This is a genomic window from Paenibacillus sp. J22P59 (assembly GCF_059383895.1).
In genome coordinates this window covers 88579-106946 of the sequence record NZ_JBXENX010000010.1, presented here as the reverse complement: position 1 = coordinate 106946, position 18368 = coordinate 88579, and the positions used below count along the sequence as shown (strand labels likewise).

Genomic DNA, 18368 nt, shown 5'->3' with positions numbered 1-18368 from the left:
GATGGTTATGAGTATGACTGATGAACGGGGCGACAAGCCGAGATTATCGCGCAGATCATCCGGGATTCAAGAGAGAGAAAAGCCTGCAACTGGTGAGAAGCCTTCGGATAGAAGGAAATCAGCGGCGGCTGGCAAGAAGCAGCGCCCTAAGGGCGTTCATCTTACTCTCTGGCTGCTGCGTAAGAGCATTGTACCTTTCATTATGTTAATTATGCTCTTGGCAGGGTTATATGTCGGCTATACGGTCTTGGGCAAGCAGCCTGGCGGTGACGTATTCAAATGGTCAACCTGGCAGCACCTTTATGATCTGGTCTATTCCGATTCATAGGCAGACACAAGGAGACAGGGTTCCCTTCAGGAAGGGGACTTACTGTCTCCTTCTTTACGTCTTCATGCTAATAAACAAATAAGCCTCTCATTCCTTAAGGAATGAGAGGCTTATTTGTTTTATTTTACGGTTACTCTAAAGGTTACCGTTTTGCCTGAATAGGTGGCTTTAATAGATGCTGAGCCTTTGGCAACTGCAGTGATCTTACCGTTCTTGACGGTTGCAACGCTTGATTTGGAGGTTGTCCAAATCGCATCTGACGTTACATTAAGAGGGCTGCCAGTGTAATAATTCGCCTGCAGCTGGATAGTGATCGAAGCTCCAGGAGCAAGCTTGGCTGATTTCTCAGACAAGGAGAGTGTCTTCAATCTTGGTGTCACGACAATCGGCAATTCTACAGTCTTTCCTTGATAGGAGCCGATAAGCTTGCCAGTGCCGATATCAAGCGCCTTGACGGAGCTTCCTCGAACGGAAGCTAGCTTGTCAGAGGATACCTTCCAGTTCATGCTGGAACCAAGAGAGACGGTTTTACCGCTCTTATAATGTCCAGTTACTTTTACGGACTTTGTCTTGCCCGGATAGAGCTCCAGCTTGGCTGGCTCTACTTCAAGCTTAACGATTTCCTCTTCTATTTTGACTCTAACCGTCGTTGTTTTGTTCAAATAAGAGGCGGTAAGAGTTATGTTGGAGACCTCAAGTCCTTTCATAGAGGTTTCTTTCAACACGATGTTGTCAGAGGACGCTTTCCATTTCACTAGCTCTGTAACATCCTCTTCCTCGCCATCTTCATTAATAACAGTGACAAAAGGTAAGTTTGTTTCTTTCATAAGGATCAAACTTATCGTACTTGTATCTGCAATCAGCTTAAGTGGCTTAATATGAACAGTCAGTGTTGTTTGAACAGAGTAATCCTCGATTTGTGCTTTAAGCACAGTCTGCCCAATTTTTTTGGCTGTCCATTTGCCATTGCTGACTACGGCGATATCTTCATTCTCAGAAGACCACTTCACCAGCTTCGTAACGTCGATCTTCTCGCCATCGAATGTAGTAGCCATTACTTTAGGAACAGCCTCCGAGCCATCAACAAAGCCGTCGATTTTGTTGATTTCGAGACTGAGCGATTGAATGCTAGGATATACGGTGACGTCAATACTGCGGTTGACACCTTTGTGTGTGGCCGTAATTCTTGTTGTACCGATTGCTTTAGGTACAATGACACCATGATCCACAGTAGCTACAATTACATTGGAAGAAGTCCATTCTGCTTCATCAGTTATTCGCTTAGGAGTGCTATTGTCATTTTCAAGAACGTGAGCTTCAACGACGAGCGGCTTATTATGCAGCTGCAGATGTGCTTCTTTCTCAATGGATAGTTTCATAGATTGATATGGAGTGCGCACGACAACGGTAATAGAAGTAGTTACACCCATATAGCCTGCTGTGATTGTTGTTTGGCCAGCGCCTACGGCAGTTACAACCCCGTTCTCTACAGTGGCAATTTTGGAGTTGCCGCTTGTCCATTTGGCTGTTACATCAAGTGGGGTGGCGGGACCAATCTTCGGTACGACTGCAGCGGTCAGCTTGCGATCTGCTCCGTCGACTTCCATTTCTAATAACTCATTAGGTGTAATCGTGATAGATTTGTAAGGAGAGCTCACATCCAGCTTGACGGAATCTGATTTGCCCTTCATCTTAGCGGTGATGGTTACTGTACCTGTACCGATAAGCGTGATGGTTCCCTTATCAACTGTTGCTATTGTAGAGCTGGATGTCGTCCATACTGCTTCCGATGTAATGTCTTTTGTATTGCCGTCCTTTGTTCCATTGAGTGTATACTTGGGAGTTTCGCCTAACTGAACGTCATAGCTGTCTTTGGCGTTATTGCTGCTAGAGCCTTCTAGCAACGTAACCTCATCATATAAATAATCCGATTTGGCATCCATTTTTATCGTATGGCCTTTATAGGTTGCGCTTATAGTTGCAGTCCCTTTGCCTACCCCTGTAAGTACGCCCTTATCGACTTTAACGTAAGAAGTATTAGATGATTTCCAGACGGCCTCGGACGTAACATTCTTTGTTGACGAGGACCCGGATATGGATGCAAATACGGATAAATCCACTTTGTCACCTTCGACTAGTGCTTTAAGATAATCACCGGAACTAACGTAGTCATCGGAATCATATATGAACTCAATTCCTGTTACCGTATCCTCCGCCGCGTGGGCGATTCCCGTCACCGATGTCATAATCAGCACAAATGCAAGCACAGCTGCGAAGTATCTTCTAGTATTGTGCAACGACATATTCCAACGTAAACTCAATTTCACTACATCCCTGTCCTTTCTGCTAGAAAATTATTGTTCTTCTATTATTAACGGTAGCAAAGTGAAAAAAATGAAGGAAAATGAAAGATTTTCACGGATTTTATTAAATCAACGTTTGTAAAAGAGGGAGATTGCTCGGGTAAAACGCGGCATATTGGAGCGCTGTTTTCATTTTATAATGGTAGTTGTATAATAGTTGGGAACGATTGTTGTAAACCACGTATTGAGGTGGAGCTGTTCCGAGCGCTTAATAAGTCTGACTTGCAATAAATCTATCTGACTGGACCGGGACAATAACCTACATGACATGCACAAAGAGACCTGACATCGGACGCTTTAGGTCCGATAGCCAGGCCCCTTATCTCAACCTTCTTGAACTGCAGTTTCATGAAGGATAACAATAGTTTCAGTCAAAACTAATCATTTTATACATCCTATTTCAAGAAAGGGGTTTTTTTTACATGCTCGATATTAATCAAATTATGGAAATCATTCCTCACCGCCCGCCGTTTTTACTTATTGACCGTATTCTGGAGGTAGAGTCAGGCGTTCGCGCAGTGGGTATTAAAAATGTGACGATGAATGAACCTTACTTCGTAGGGCATTTTCCAGGGTATCCGGTTATGCCTGGTGTGCTAATTGTAGAGGCTTTGGCGCAGGTAGGTACTGTTGCTATGCTGACAGTGGAAGCGAACCGAGGCAAGCTGGGCTTTTTTGCAGGTATTGACGGCTTCCGCTTCAGGGACCAAGTAAAGCCTGGAGATACACTGACGCTAGAGGTGCAAATTACGCGCATGAAAGGCAGCATCGGTAAAGGACTTGGGACTGCCAAGGTTGGAGATAAGGTAGTAGCGGAAGGCGAGCTTATGTTTGCTTTGTCGAATCCATCGTAGTTGAGCATAGAGTAATACTAAACAAACGTAATAGATAAAAATTCGAGATCAGACGATGATCTACGGAATGAAGAGGAGAGAACCAAATGAGTCACAATGAAACAGCCGCAGCTCGTTACCAAGCTTGGTTGAATGATCCAGTAATTGATGCTGCAACGAAGGAAGAGCTGCGCAGTATTGCGGGTCAGGAGAAGGAGATCGCAGATCGCTTTTATCGCGACCTAGAATTTGGTACGGGCGGCTTGCGTGGTGTTATGGGTGCAGGAACAAATCGTCTGAATGCCTATACAGTCGGTAAAGCGACACAAGGGCTAGCTAACTGGTTGCTGTCAGGACCTCATAAGGATGCTCCGTCGGCAGTTATCGCGCATGATTCACGAAACTTATCGCCTGAATTTGCGCTCGATTCCGCATTGGTGCTTGCTGCTAATGGAGTAAAAACCTTTTTGTTCCCATCATTACGGGCAACTCCCCAGCTCTCTTATGCTGTACGCGCTCTCGGCGCTTCTACAGGAATTGTTATTACCGCCAGCCATAATCCGCCAGAATATAATGGGTACAAGGCTTATGGCGCTGATGGCTGCCAGCTTATACCGGAGGACGCCCAAGAGGTTATCGCATCCATTCAACAGGTCAGCGGCTTTGATCAGGTAAAGCGTATGAGCCGTGAAGATGCGGAGGCACAAGGGCTATTAGTGTGGCTGGGCGCTGAAGCTGATGAGCAATATACGGATATCGTGGTTGCACAGAGCCTGAATGCAGAGCTGCTTAAAAGCGGTGTTGGCGATCAGTTTAAGATTGTTTTCACGCCGCTGCATGGATCAGGAGAGATGCCAGTTCGTGAAGTATTGCGAAAAGCAGGCTTCAGCAATGTGCATGTTGTGTCTGAGCAAGAGAAGCCGGATGGTTATTTCAGTACGGTAAAGTCTCCTAATCCAGAGGAACGCGAAGCCTTTACGCTTGCTATTCAATTGGCACAGAAGATTGATGCCGATATTATTATTGGAACTGATCCGGATGCCGACCGCATGGGTGCAGTCGTCAAGAACAACGAAGGTGAGTATGTCGTATTAACTGGTAATCAGTCGGGAGCGCTAATGGTTAATTATGTGCTTAGCCAATTGAAGGAACGCGGTGAGCTGCCAGCTAACGGAATCGTTGTGAAGACAATTGTTACTAGTGAGATGGGAGCAGATATTGCCCTGTCATATGGTGCCGCTGTTGCCAATACGTTAACGGGCTTCAAATATATCGGGGAAAAAATGACCTCTTACGAGAAATCAGGAGATTATTCATTCTTATTCGGATATGAAGAGAGCTACGGTTATTTGACAGGAACTTATGCACGTGATAAAGATGCGATCGTCGCTTCGTTATTGATTTGCGAAGCAGCGGCATACTATAGCAGTCAAGGAAAAACCTTGTATGATGTATTATTGGAGCTGTATGCGCAGCATGGTGTATACCTGGAAGGATTGGAGTCCCGTACACTTAAAGGCTTGGATGGGGTTCAAAAAATTGCAGGCATTATGAATGATTGGCGGAATCAGCCTCCTGTTGACATTAACGGGGTGAAGGTTGTAGAAGTGCTTGATTATCTTAAAGGACTGGATGGCCTCCGTCCAGAGAATGTATTGAAGTATCGACTGGCTGACGGCTCATGGTTCTGCTTGCGTCCTTCTGGTACAGAGCCTAAGATCAAAGTATATTTGGCGGTGCGTGGCGATTCGACCACACAGGCAGGCCAGTCACTCACTCAGCTCCGTGAGGCTGTAATGGAACGGGTAGATCGACAGGCTTAATTGGATTTCAATTATTCAGAGGTTGCTTTCTTCACACAATTTGATAGGCAATAAGAACGGAGGATGGTTGTGCTTCAACGTTGGCAGCAATGGAATCGCAAGGCGAAAGTATGGCTGTGGATTATTACGCTTGTAGGGGTAATCGCTGCTGTGCCGCTTGGACTTAATCGCATGGAGATGGAATCAGCATCCAAGCAAGTGGAATATGTATTCGATTATCGGGATCTAGTAGATATTTCAGAATACCAAGCGAAGCCGCACCAATTCATTGCGGAGCAGTTAGAAAATATGAAGTATGTTGGCATTAAGACGATGTCTCTGTATGAGAGTTCGCTTAGAGAGCTGTCACAGGCGGGACGTCTGACTTATTATAATTCTAAGGATGTTGCGCTGCTCCAAGGCAAGCTTGAGCCCAAAGGCCAGAATTTCACGTATGTGCTATTCACAGGCGAGCGTGAGAAGGAAGAGATTGGTCCAATTCTGCGCGCTGCCCTTGATCGAGTGGATGCCGTATACCGTGATTGGTCTTTTGATGGACGAGACGGGCTCGTTATTGAATTGCCGCTTCAGGAAGTGATGTTGAAGCCGCTCTCCTTTGATCCGATTACGCTTCAGACACTGTCTGATGCAGGCTTTCATATTTTAGCTCGATTCAGTGATCGTGTGCTTCCTTATGAAGAGGGAGCAGTTGATGCACAACTGGCTATGCTCAAAGAATATGGGGTTACTCGCATTCTGTTTGATGGCGATAAAGTAAAGGGCTACACCAACCATGCAGAAGACAAAAGCTTGGTTTCCTTCGCGGGCTTGCTGAATAAATATGGCATGGGCATTGCTACAATTGAAAATTTAAGAAAAAATCAAGCTGGCATAAATAAATTAGCATATCTTACAGATTATAATGTGGTAAGGCTATATTCATTGTCACCGGATGATACGATTGGCATGACTCCGGAGGCGATCGCAGATCGTTTCTTGCTTGCTGCAAAGGATCGGAATATCCGGATGTTCTTCCTGAATGCAGGCGTTCAATCCAGTCTTGAGAAATCAGCCGTTGTAAACGGCCTGGATAATATGTATATGTCAATGAAGGGTGAAGAGGGCATAGTTGCTACACTGGCTAATGCAGGCTTCCCATCGAATCTTGCCCAACCTTTCGAAGTAGAGCATCCTACCTATGCGAAGCCAATGAAAGCAATCGTGGCAGCGGGTGCGATTGCACTAATCGCTCTGCTGGTAAGTGCATTCCTGCCAGGAACCATTATTCCGGTATATCTTCTGGGCTTGTTAGGAAGTGCGGGATTGTATGTGCTTAACAGCTCGCTTATGGAGCAAGCTGTCGCTCTAGGCGCTGCTATTAGTGCCCCTACACTTGCACTTATTTGGGTGATGAATCGTATTTATTCAAGAACCGAAGGCAACCAACGATTCGTCGGGGGTGCCGAATGGTCGCTTCGAGCGGGATCGCCAGATGGAGAAGCGGACAGCCATGGCAAAACGAAATGGGTATTCGAAGGCATCTCTACGGGGCGTCGTTTCGGTCTTGCTATTAATTGGTTTATTGTAACGGCATTGATATCTTTAATGGCTGTTCCTTATATCGTGGGCTTGCTGAACAACGTTACGTACAGTCTTGTGATCGAGCAGTTCCGTGGCGTTAGCGCGCTGCATCTCGTTCCAATTGGATTAACGGCGATTTATGTATTGCTCTACACAGGACATGCTCCATTCAAACGCGTACGTACGCTGTTGTCACAGCCGATTACGGTCGTTATGGTAGTCGTTGGTTTGATCGTCGTTGCAGCGGGTATGTACTATTTATCAAGAACCGGCAATGCCGGTCAGACGCTTCCTTTTGAAAAGCCATTCCGAGAGTGGTTGGAGGGGACATTTGGCGTACGTCCAAGAAACAAGGAATTCCTATTATCGCATCCATTGTTTATAGCAGGCCTATTCTTGGCGCTGCGCTATCGTGCAGCATGGCTGCTCGTTATTGTGGGCTCGATTGGCCAGTTATCCATGGTAGATACGTTTGCTCATATTCACACACCGATTCACATTTCCGCTATACGTGTATTCCTTGGCCTCGGCTTGGGAGCGATTATTGGAATTATTCTTATTGGGGTATGGCAGCTTGCGGAAGGGGTATGGCGTAAATGGTCACCAGCACTGAAGCGCAAACTCGCCGAATAGTTATTTCAGGCTATTATGGCTTCCGCAATAGCGGCGACGAAGCTGTGCTTCGCTCCATTCTGCTTGCGCTAGAAGAACAAGGGGCCGCAGCGGGCATTCGAATAGTACCCATTGTGTTGTCTGCTGATCCTGCATGGACAAGCAGCTTGTACAAAGTAGAGGCCGTTCGCCGTATGCATCCAGGGGATGTCTGGAAGGCCATTCGCAGCAGCGATGGCTTGATTAGCGGAGGTGGCAGCCTATTGCAGGATGCTACAGGCACTAAGACGATTCCATACTATACGGGCGTTATAAAGCTGGCGCAATTGCTTGGCAAGCCCACTTTTATTTATTCGCAAGGAATTGGACCCGTTAACCGCCGCTGGATGGACCCGTTAATACGCAATGTCATGAAGCGTAGTGCTTATGTGTCTGTACGGGATCAAGAATCATCTGAGCTTCTTGTTCGAATTGGTGTTCCGCAGAGCCGGATTCAGGTTGTGCCTGATCCGGTTATGGGATTGCCGCTGCCGGGGGATGCGATATCGCCGACAGCAGCGTCTACATCAGAGAGTGCTATACCGACAATTGGCGTATCTTTGCGCTTCTGGCGCTCGGATAGAGCCGATATGGTTCGGGCTGCTGATGCGCTTGCATTATTGACCAGCCGTCGTCCTGTTCGGTTGCGGTTTCTGCCCTTCCATACACCGGATGATGTTGAAGCATCCAAGTTCGTTATGGAACGGCTCGAAGGAAGGATGGGCGATGGAAGTGTAATGGAGCTTGCAGCAATCGGGGATGATCCTCAGCGAATGCTTCTTGAAGTAAGCCGGTGCGATGCTATGTTCGGCATGCGGCTCCATGCACTTATCTATGCAGCGAACCAGCGTATTCCCATGCTCGGCTTATCGTACGATCCGAAGATTGATCAGTTTCTTCAACGGCTGGATCTTCGTGCAGTCGGAACAGCGGACATGTTGGATGCCGCAGCCTTCGCCAATGCTTTTGAAGAACTGCTTGATGATCTAGAGGGCTGGAGAAGATCACATCATGATGCAATAGAAAAACTGAGGCAACAATCGCAGCAGCCTGCGCAACAAATTACGCAATTATTGCGTCAAAACTTATTGAGGTGATTTTCGCTTGTCGAAACATGTGCCAACCGTACCGATTTATGGGATACCCTTTTCGAAGATGAGTATGGACGAAACGGTCAGTTACTTAACGGAATCTATTGAACAACGCAGACAGACCCATGTTATTACAGCTAATCCGATTATGGTTATGTCAGCAGTAGAGAGCAATGAGTATTATGCGATGATGCGCAAGGCTGAGCTTATTGTGCCTGATGGCGCGGGCGTTGTGTGGGCAGCGAATTATGTTGGAACACCGGTTGCTGAACGAGTGGCAGGCTTTGATCTTATTCAACGTCTGATGCAAGAGGGCGAGAAGCGTAAGTGGACAGCCTATTTGCTTGGTACCTCGCAGGAAATTATTGAATCAGCTGCGGAGAAGCTGCAATTGCAATATCCGCAGGTGCGAATTGTCGGTTATCACAATGGATTTTTTGGACCTGATCAGGATCAAGAGATCGTGGAAGAGATACGTCAAGCTGCGCCAGATTTATTGTTTGTTGCAAGGGATTCCAAAACGCAAGAACCGTGGATTGCTAAACATAAGCAACAGCTCGGAGTACCCCTTATCATGGGAATTGGAGGCAGCTTCGATATTATTGCCGGCAAGCTGAAGAGAGCTCCTGTTTTGTTTCAGAGACTGAAGCTGGAGTGGTTTTATCGTCTATTGCAGGAGCCGAAAAGGCTTCCTAGAATGCTTGTGTTGCCGAAATTCGTCGTGAGAGTGATTCGCGACAAGGAAAACGTCACAAAACCTAGGCCAATATCATAAAAACCTCCCAAAACCGTTGAAATTGAGTGAAAACGGGGTTGGAGTTTCTTTTTCGATCGGAGTATAATTCACTTCGGTAGAAGAAAAAGGGGAGCTGCACACTATGCCAGCAGGCTTATTGTATACAATTGGTTTTATCCTATCATTATTGTTAGCTTTAGTTTTGACACCGCTTGTGAAGAAGTTCGCTTTTAAGGTTGGAGCAATTGATAAACCGAACCATCGTAAAGTACATACGCGGATAATGCCTCGTATGGGGGGTCTCGGTATTTATATGGCATTTGTAGGGTCATTCCTGCTGCTGTCGCCTTTTATTCCGGATGGGCTGCTTAGTGCGGCTAATATGAATATGATTCGTGCGCTGCTTGTCGGCGGAACGATTATCATTATATTAGGAGCCTTCGATGATCGTTTCGAGTTGTCTGCCAAAGTTAAGCTTCTTGGCCAGATAGCAGCGGCATGTGTGGTTGTATTCGGCTTCGGGATCAAGATTGACCTTCTCACGATGCCTTTCGGTGAGACGATGCAGCCGATCGCAGCATGGCTTGCTATTCCGCTCACGATCTTCTGGATTGTTGGAGTAACCAACGCCATCAACCTGATTGACGGCTTGGACGGATTAGCAGCAGGTGTATCTGGCATCGCGATAGGAACTATCCTTGTAATGGCGATTATTATGGGGAATGTACCTATCATATTGATGAGTACATTGCTCCTAGGCGGTATTGTAGGGTTTCTGTTCTTCAACTTTCATCCCGCCAAAATTTTCATGGGAGATTCCGGGTCACTATTCCTAGGATTCTGTCTAGCAACGTTGTCGATGATCAGCTTCAAGCAGATTACGATCGTGTCGTTTGTCACACCGCTTCTAATTATCGGTGTACCGTTGTCTGATACTTTTTTTGCAATTATTCGCCGTTTGGTTAATAAGCGTCCGATCTTTGCTCCAGATAAAGGACATTTGCATCATTGCTTGCAGGAGCTTGGCTTCAGCCATCGCCGCACGGTACTCATCATCTGGAGTGTAGCTGCGATATTCGGAGGTTTTGCGATTATTCAATCCACGGTCGTACAATCAAATGCGGCTAACTGGATTACCTTCATCGTTATTTGCTTCTTAATGTTTGGGCTTCAGATTGGGGCTGAGCTTATCGGGATTGTTGATAAGACGCGTCGACCACTAATTAACTTTTTGAACCGGATGCGCCTTCGCTTGAAGGTAGATACGGATCGTTCCAAATCGTAAATCAATCGTTGAATATAAGGAAGGGTTGTTGTTTTGTCAGTAATATGACAGAGCAGCAACCCTTTTTTTGCTTCAATTTCCCTATCTACCCTAAATATCCGCATCATAATAACCGATAACTACAATACAGAACTATTTTGCAGTTGGTCCATCCAAGCGATACGTTTCTAGTACCGACAGCGAAGACAAGGGAGGAAAGCTATACAAGCATTGAACGGCAATTGTCCAATCGCTCTCATCCATTCGATCTGATATTTATGCTACACCTATATAAAGGAGGAAAACATTTTGAAAAAGCTATTATCTTTACTTTTATCATTAGCGCTGCTGGTTACACTTGTGCCTAATTTTGGAGGACCCGTAACTGCAGCTACGGCACCGTTTGCTTTTGATAATCAGCAATACAACCCAGCCACGCCTAAGATTGTAACCACGCAGAGGGTAGACCTAGTTGGTACCGTCAATGGTGTTAACGGTCTTTCGATCAGCTATGATGTTGCTCAGATTACATATGATGCAGCAACAGGGCGCGAGGATGAACTGAACGCGAACAATAACCAAACGGGCAATATTATTATTGACGATGGCAGATCGATCTCCGTCCAAGGTATTCTTTTGTTCCCGGGCTTGAACAAGATTACGTTCAAAGGCATTCAAGGGAACAGTGCGGTTAGCAGCTCAATTTATATTGAATACCGCAACAGTCCAATGCTATCCAACTTGCAGGCTAATATTCGAGGTGCTGTCTTTGATATTAAAGACACAGGTACTACGGTTCTCTATTCAGATGCTTCTAATGGCAAGAATGCTGAAGATATTAGTATTACAGGTATAGCTCCAAATGCAGACAAGATTGATGTTGTCATGAATGGCCAGACGTATACGTATACAATATCCGATAACGTGGAATGGAAGTTCATTGCAGCTCCACTTCGGGTTAAGCAAGGCAAGAATACACTGACATTGAAGATCTATAATAACAATCAGGCTATTGAGACAACTAGAGAAATTGCTTTCTATAACGGAGGCGTTACGTTTTATGATTTGAATCTTTATGAAGATTCAACGTTGTTGGGATCTATTGAATCCACAAGAGAGTTCTCAGCCGGTAATGGTAAGTCGTTGAAAGTGAAAGGTAAAGCTATCGTTCCTCGCAAAAACAATGGTAATGGAACGTTCACGCCCGATTTGCGAGATCCTTCTAATACAATAGATTGGAATAACGTCGGATTGAAGTATACGCTGAATTCCCTTTCGACTTCTATTACACAGCCAACAGCACCAGGTGACATTGTAGTGGAAGACGAAAAATTCGTTATGATTAATTTTGAAGCAAATCTAGGGCAAGTAGGAACTGATATTGTTTATGATACGGTTCACAATTTTGGACTGCAGGGACAAAATCATGTTAAACCGACACCAACAACCGATTTATCTCCGATTTACACGATCAAGCTACTTAACAGTGGATTGCCTTACATTCATGATATCAACTATTTGCCCGGATATACGGCATCAACAACACCTAGCCAATTAGCGGGTCTGACAAGCTCAGATATTGAGAATGCGACAATTCTTCAGTTGCCGTTAGGCGTTGAAGTTCTGGTAGCGAATTATTCTGCAGGTGATGTGGGTAATGATAAATTTGTTAAAATTAAAGAAATTTTGAATTCAGCTAATGTTTCTTTTAAGGCTGACTCTAAATTTGTTAATTCATCGGAAGTAACGAGGACTGTTAATGGAATACCCACTCGTTTTCTTAGAGTAATACTTGAGGTAAACAAGTTACCTGCAGCAGGTACACAGACAATAGTATTTCAAATAGAGGGCCAGGCTGCAACCAAAAAGGCAACGATCACTTTGTTATATGGGCCATATGTCAAGTATAATTCTATGTTTGATGGCATGCAGATTCCATTTGATACAACGATGCAGGGCGATCGAGCCGCATGGTTCCTGACTAAGTTCGGTAATCTGGCTGGTGAACTCATTAACATTCCTAATGTCGATGACATTATCTATGAAACAACAAGTAATTCAACTGGCACTAAAATTAAAAATGCCTTTCTATTTGTTAATAATGTAGAGATTCCGCTTAAGGCAGACCCGTCAAGCAAATCAAAATTCATTATTAATGATATAAAGTGGGCGGATAAAAATGCATCTAATGAACATCTGAATACGAATGGCAGTACCGATACTGAAATTAGTTATTCTGAGTTAATGTATGGATCGCTGAATCTTACAGGTGATAACAAAATTACGTTTTCATTTAAATCTGCAACTAATAGCTATGAGAACACGATTAAAGTAACGATAATTCCAACGAACCTACCGGTCATTCCAGCTCCGGGAACTGACGGTGTGTATCCGTACAGTACTAACCGTGATAAGCCAATGCCTAATGATCCTGCATTCAAGCAGGATGGCAGCATTTTTGTAACAAGCGAAGCAGAGATGTTTGTATATGGTACTTTCGATTTTATTGATTTGGGAGAAAAAACAGAGGGTCAAGATGACGCTACATTTAGGAGCATAATTGAAAATAAGCTTGCGGGGCTAGGTAATGATAAAAGCGGATATAAGATCCGCATTGCATCTACCTCAGGCGAACGTGATATTGAATGGAATTTATCTAATCAATTCTCAGTTCAGGGGACTAGCATTACTATTAATCAAGGGGCTGGAGATAACCGAATTAATGTCGTCTACAACCCGATCGGACAGTATTTTTATTTCATATTAACCAAACAAGAGCTGTCAGCTGACGGGAGCTCCAGCGTCTACAACATTACAGTATTTAATAGCGGGGAATCGGGTCCAAGAGCAACCTATCGTTTGGAAGTGAATCCTACTTCTATTCCATACACGATCTTGGCGCCAATCATCGAGAAGCGCACTATGAATCAGGATTATGTTCAAGTTATTCTAACTTCTCCGGGAGCGGAACAAGTTACAATTAATAAGGAAAAAGCAAGGAAGATGACTTATTTGGACTATGCGTCCCTAGTCAATGGGCAGCCGACAGAAAAAGTCGCCTATACGGTAACGATTAAAAAGCTGAAAGCGAATAAAGAGACAAAGATCGATCTTCTGATTACGAATGGCGAGAATCAGGTGAAGGATTCCTTTAAAGTCAAATACGTACCGGAGAACATCCCGGGTGCGCAAATTATGGATACGATGAAAAGCTCCCATAAGCTATTTGATAATAAACTGGTATTGACCTTCCCGAAAGGTGCGAACTTGATCAGAACAGATTTTAATGTTCCACAGAAATTCAAGAACCAAGTTTATAACGGCAATGATCTATTATTCGCAATTGCCAATCCGTTCGACGGTGTCATCGACTATCATGAGTTTGAAACGACACGTGCGGAATATGGATTGAGTATGCTGATGGGAAAAAACTATTTTGCCCAATTCCCAAGCAGATTCAATAAAGTGAGCAGCGTCTTCTGGATTGACGGAGGATTAGCGGATGATATGATCACAGAAGATATCTATGATCCAATCACTACTGGTTTCGATCCATATCCGATGTCCTATGAGAAGGGCAAAGACTTGCAGCCTTACTTCTTGCGTAACCCAAGCCAAGAGCTGATGCCTTCCAAAGAGGGCTCACTGACGCTTTCTTATGATAAGAGTGTTACACAGGCTGCTGGTACGACGATTGCAGTGCTGCGCTACGATATCTACGATAAAGTGTGGGAGAATATCGGTGGTGTAGTAGATGCCAAAAAAAATACGATTGAAGTTCCATTTAGAGACTTCGGTTATTATGTTGTTGTAAAGCTATCGACCAGCTTCAACGATATTATTGACCATCCTTATGCACGCGAGGCTATGGAAGCGATCTATGCCAAAGGTGTAATGAACGCAGTTGACCCGAGCGGTCTATTCGGGGCAGATCGTCGTATTACACGCGGTGAATTCGCTCGTATGCTTGTAAGAGCTTTGGAGCTTCCATTAAACTACACGGGAGAGACACATTTCCTCGATGTACCGCCGGTTACCAATATAAGCCGTGATGCATTGTATGATTATCGTTATATTGAGACGGCAGCTCGTGCAGGCTTCATTAAAGGAACGAGGCCGAACTTCTTCGATGCCGGCAATACTATAACGCGTCAGGATGCGGCGGTAATGATGGCTAAGGCTTTAAATATGAAATTGGACACAAGTCCGACAAAAGTTAAGGCGGGATTGGATAAAGCATTTAAGGATTCAGGGCTATTCGATTATTATGCAATGCCTTCAGTGCTTGCCATTCAGAAGAAGGGCTTCATACAAGGATCTATAATTGATCCTGCCGATCCGAAGAAGGGCTATCTCTTCAATCCAAAAGCTAATCTATTGCGGTCTGATGCAGCTATCATTATTGCGAAAGTAATGGCAGATCAGAAGAAGCTTCCTAAGATTTACGCTAATTAATGCATGATGAAGGGGGCTGGCTAAGAGCTGGCTCCCTTCAATATAGATAGAGAACTGCAACATTATCCATGGAAAAACTTTAGCATCGACGTAAAGTCTCGTACAGGCTATACTAGTTTATGTGTAAAAGAACCATAATGTAGTCAAAGTGGGAAGAGGTAATATACATAATTTGGTTATTTGTGTAGCGCGATGGAAGCCCGAAAAAAACTTTTAAAGTTTTTTGGATCATATCGCAACTTTTTGCTCAGCTATGCGTTTAATTACATGTCATTACAATAATCGCCACGGCATCATACAAAGGACCTACTTCTTTTTCGGGTAAGTTGGAATGAATTCTCAACTTTCTCTTTACGGTGAGGGTAGCCCATTGTATAATGTTAAAGTGGTATGGCTTCTCTACTATATTTACCTAGATTCGTTTACAAGTTTCTGCGACATGTTATTACATAGGGTTAAACATGGCAGCAGACATTTTCTATACTAAATACTGCTCAACTCTGGGAAGGGGGTGAAACGGCTATGAGGGAAACGAGCAATTCATTAGTCAAACAAAACTCTCAACAACCGAAGCAATTTAGAGGAGGAGAAAAAAAGGTTATGAAGAAAAGTTTATTAGCATTCGTGCTTGCTTTCTCATTGGTCCTTTCCGTAGCGGTTCCAGCATTTGCTGCAACGCCAGCTGACGTGGTAGGCAAGAAAGAACAAAGCGCAATTGAGGAGCTTATGGCTCTCGAAATTATTAATGGTTATGCAGATGGTTCTTTCAAACCAGAAAACAAAATTACGCGTGCTGAGCTCGCGAAAATCGTAGTATCGGCAACTGGCGGTGCTAAAGCTGCAGAGCTTATGAACTCCGTTAAGCCACAATTTAAAGACGTTAAAACTAACCAATGGTACACTGGTTACATCAACGTTGCTGCAACAAAAGGTTTCATCCTTGGTGACAAAGGAACTAACAAGTTCCGTCCTAACGACAACATCAAGTTTGAAGAAGTAGTAGCAATCATCATCCGTGCAGTTGGTTTCAACGATAAAAACCTGTTGGGCGCTTGGCCTTACAACGTACTGGTTAAAGCTGAAGACATTGGCTTGTTCAACAAAGTTGACATCAAACCAGGTACGCTTGCAACTCGTGGTATCGTTGCACAAATCACTAACAATGGCTTGAACGAGCAATTGGTTGAGTGGGATGCTGACTCTGAGCGCTTCGTAGGCGTTTATGACAAACAAAGTAACCCAGTTCTTCTGATTTCCAAATTGGGTACTTCCACTACTGAAGTTGTTAAAAACAGCACTGTTGCTAACAACAAAGTAACTTTTACTACTGGCCAAAAAACGCTTGCTTCTAACTACATCATCACTGGTGGTAAGAAACTTAGCGAACTTCAAGGTCATTCTGTAAACGTATTGTATAACAACGAAGATCCTAAGAAAGTATTGGCTATTACTGATGCTCAAAGCGCTGACAGCACTATCGAAGGCGTTCTGAAAAATGCAGTAACTCAAGCTACTACTGGCGTAGTTGTTAAACAAGGTACTACAGTTCTTGACAGTGTATACATCGAGCCAACTGCTTTCATCGCAGTTAACGGTGACGTAGTTAACACTGCTACTTACACAATTGCTGCTGATACAGAAGTAACTGTGTTCTTGAACAAAGCTGGTAACGCTCGTGCTATCGTAGCTACTAAATACGATATTAAAGATGCTCTTTACCAAACTTATGTAGATGCTAACGCAACTGCAAAAGCTCGCGTTATCACTAACCAAGGTGCTGTTGATGTTGACGCTTCTACTGTTGTAACAATCAACGATGAAGTTAAAGCTATCGCTGACCTTGCTAAAGATGATGTTCTGAACATCGTTCACAACTCTTCGAAATTGACTTCGAAAATCGAAGCAACTCGTAAAGTTGTTACTGGTAAAGTTGAAGCTAAATTGCCACAATCTGATGGTTCTGTAGTTTACAAAGTTGCTGGAACTAACTATGTAGCACTTAGCAACACATTGGCTCTTACACAAGATGCTGAGTACAAACTGGTTCTTAACAAAGGCGACAAAATCGTTAAAGCTGAACTGCTTGTTCCAGGCGCAGCTGACAACAAAAACGCTGTAATCTTGTCTATCAAAAACGATGTTCAAGTAGTTGAAAATGGTCTCGTAGGTGGTATTAAAGATCAAGTTAAATACTACTCGATCAAAGAAGATAAAGTTCTGACTATTAACCTTCCAGCTACAACGTTTGCTGATGAAGTTACTGGTGTAGGTACTTTCGTAGAGTGGAAATTCAAAACTAACGGTGAAATCGAAGGCATTATATCCAGCGTAGGTCTTGCTGGCGCTAAAGTAGCAGTTAAAGAGAAATCCGATACTTCTTTGAAAACAGATTATGTTGTAAATGGTACCACTGGTACTACTACTTACAATGTAAATGCTAACACGATTGTATTTGATGCTTCTAATGTGAAAGTGTCTAATGACATCAAACCTGAAGATCGCGCTGTTAAGAAAGTTGATTATGCTGCAGTTGCCAAGAATGCCGAAGTAGTGGTAGTAACTGACGGTACTTTCGCTAAGTATATCTTTATCGTTAAGAAAGCGACTAGCGACCAATTGGCTACTAAATACGGTATCTTCGAAAGTGCATATGCTGAAGTATCTTCAAGCACTGTTTACAAAGCAGTAATTAACGTTAATGGTGCTAAAGAAACTATTACAGTAACTGAGAATGTTTACCAAAAAGCTATTGCTGGTAAAGATACAACTTACAAAGCTGCTAACAAAACATTCGTAGCTCTTACTGATAATGGTCCAGAGTTCGGTACACATGATGATATCAACCCAGTAACTGCTCGTGACTTCATCGTTGCTATTGATGTTGCAGCTAACAAATTGGTTGTTGATCAAGAGTATGTAATCAACTCTGATACAGTTGTTTATGTAGTTGATAAAGACAACAATGTTACAATTGGCGGTCTTTATGATCTGACTTCCGCTGCTTACAGCGCTGCTGCTGATTACGATGTATTCGTAGGTGCTGATAGTCTTAATACTATCGCTGGCAAACCAGTGGCTAAAGCAGTAACAATCAAAAAATTCAACTAATTTCAAAGAAAGAGAGCTTGATGAGGAAACTCATCGAGCTCTTTTTTTGTTTTATTTGCTATATAACATGCAGCATTGAGGAAATACGCTTCTATTCATATATCGTTCATAGTACTCTGCTAAAATAAATAGAGAAGATTTACATTTTTATGTAAG

10 protein-coding genes are annotated in these 18368 nt (G+C 43.8%); 9 read left to right on the top strand and 1 reads right to left on the bottom strand.

What is annotated here, in order from left to right; all coding sequences use genetic code 11:
• The first annotated feature begins 7 nt into the window (after positions 1–7).
• A complete protein-coding gene (locus AC50YO_RS18240; RefSeq protein ID WP_494849419.1) occupies positions 8–328 on the top strand; it encodes a DNA-directed RNA polymerase subunit beta in 321 nt (106 codons plus the stop codon).
• Positions 329–447: 119 nt separating this feature from the next.
• Here the strand turns inward: AC50YO_RS18240 and AC50YO_RS18235 are convergent, their stop codons facing one another.
• Positions 448–2631 (bottom strand): hypothetical protein, encoded by a 2184-nt coding sequence (locus tag AC50YO_RS18235; protein ID WP_494849417.1) that lies wholly within the window; start codon positions 2629–2631, stop codon positions 448–450.
• Between the two features lie 482 nt (positions 2632–3113).
• Between AC50YO_RS18235 and fabZ the strand changes: the two genes are divergently transcribed.
• From fabZ to AC50YO_RS18195, 8 genes are all read left to right on the top strand, one after another.
• On the top strand, positions 3114–3545 hold the full coding sequence (gene fabZ / locus AC50YO_RS18230) for a 3-hydroxyacyl-ACP dehydratase FabZ (protein ID WP_494849414.1): 432 nt from the start codon (positions 3114–3116) through the stop codon (positions 3543–3545).
• Positions 3546–3631: 86 nt separating this feature from the next.
• The gene (locus AC50YO_RS18225) at positions 3632–5347 is read left to right on the top strand and encodes a phospho-sugar mutase (RefSeq protein WP_494849411.1); all 1716 of its coding nucleotides are present in this window, start codon (positions 3632–3634) and stop codon (positions 5345–5347) included.
• A 69-nt stretch (positions 5348–5416) separates the two neighbouring features.
• Positions 5417–7540, top strand: coding sequence for a DUF5693 family protein (locus AC50YO_RS18220; protein WP_494849408.1), 2124 nt, complete (start codon positions 5417–5419; stop codon positions 7538–7540).
• Complete coding sequence (csaB, locus tag AC50YO_RS18215; protein WP_494849406.1) at positions 7504–8655, top strand: polysaccharide pyruvyl transferase CsaB; 1152 nt, start codon at positions 7504–7506, stop codon at positions 8653–8655. Before AC50YO_RS18220 ends, csaB begins: the two co-directional genes overlap by 37 nt.
• 7 nt (positions 8656–8662) lie before the next feature.
• A complete protein-coding gene (locus AC50YO_RS18210; RefSeq protein ID WP_494849404.1) occupies positions 8663–9424 on the top strand; it encodes a WecB/TagA/CpsF family glycosyltransferase in 762 nt (253 codons plus the stop codon).
• A gap of 103 nt (positions 9425–9527) precedes the next feature.
• Positions 9528–10670 carry an MraY family glycosyltransferase gene (locus tag AC50YO_RS18205; RefSeq protein WP_494849402.1) on the top strand — a complete coding sequence of 381 codons (1143 nt, stop codon included), beginning with the start codon at positions 9528–9530 and terminating at the stop codon, positions 10668–10670.
• Between the two features lie 288 nt (positions 10671–10958).
• Complete coding sequence (locus tag AC50YO_RS18200; protein ID WP_494849400.1) at positions 10959–15104, top strand: S-layer homology domain-containing protein; 4146 nt, start codon at positions 10959–10961, stop codon at positions 15102–15104.
• Between the two features lie 522 nt (positions 15105–15626).
• Positions 15627–18212, top strand: coding sequence for an S-layer homology domain-containing protein (locus tag AC50YO_RS18195; RefSeq protein ID WP_494849398.1), 2586 nt, complete (start codon positions 15627–15629; stop codon positions 18210–18212).
• Positions 18213–18368 lie beyond the last annotated feature (156 nt).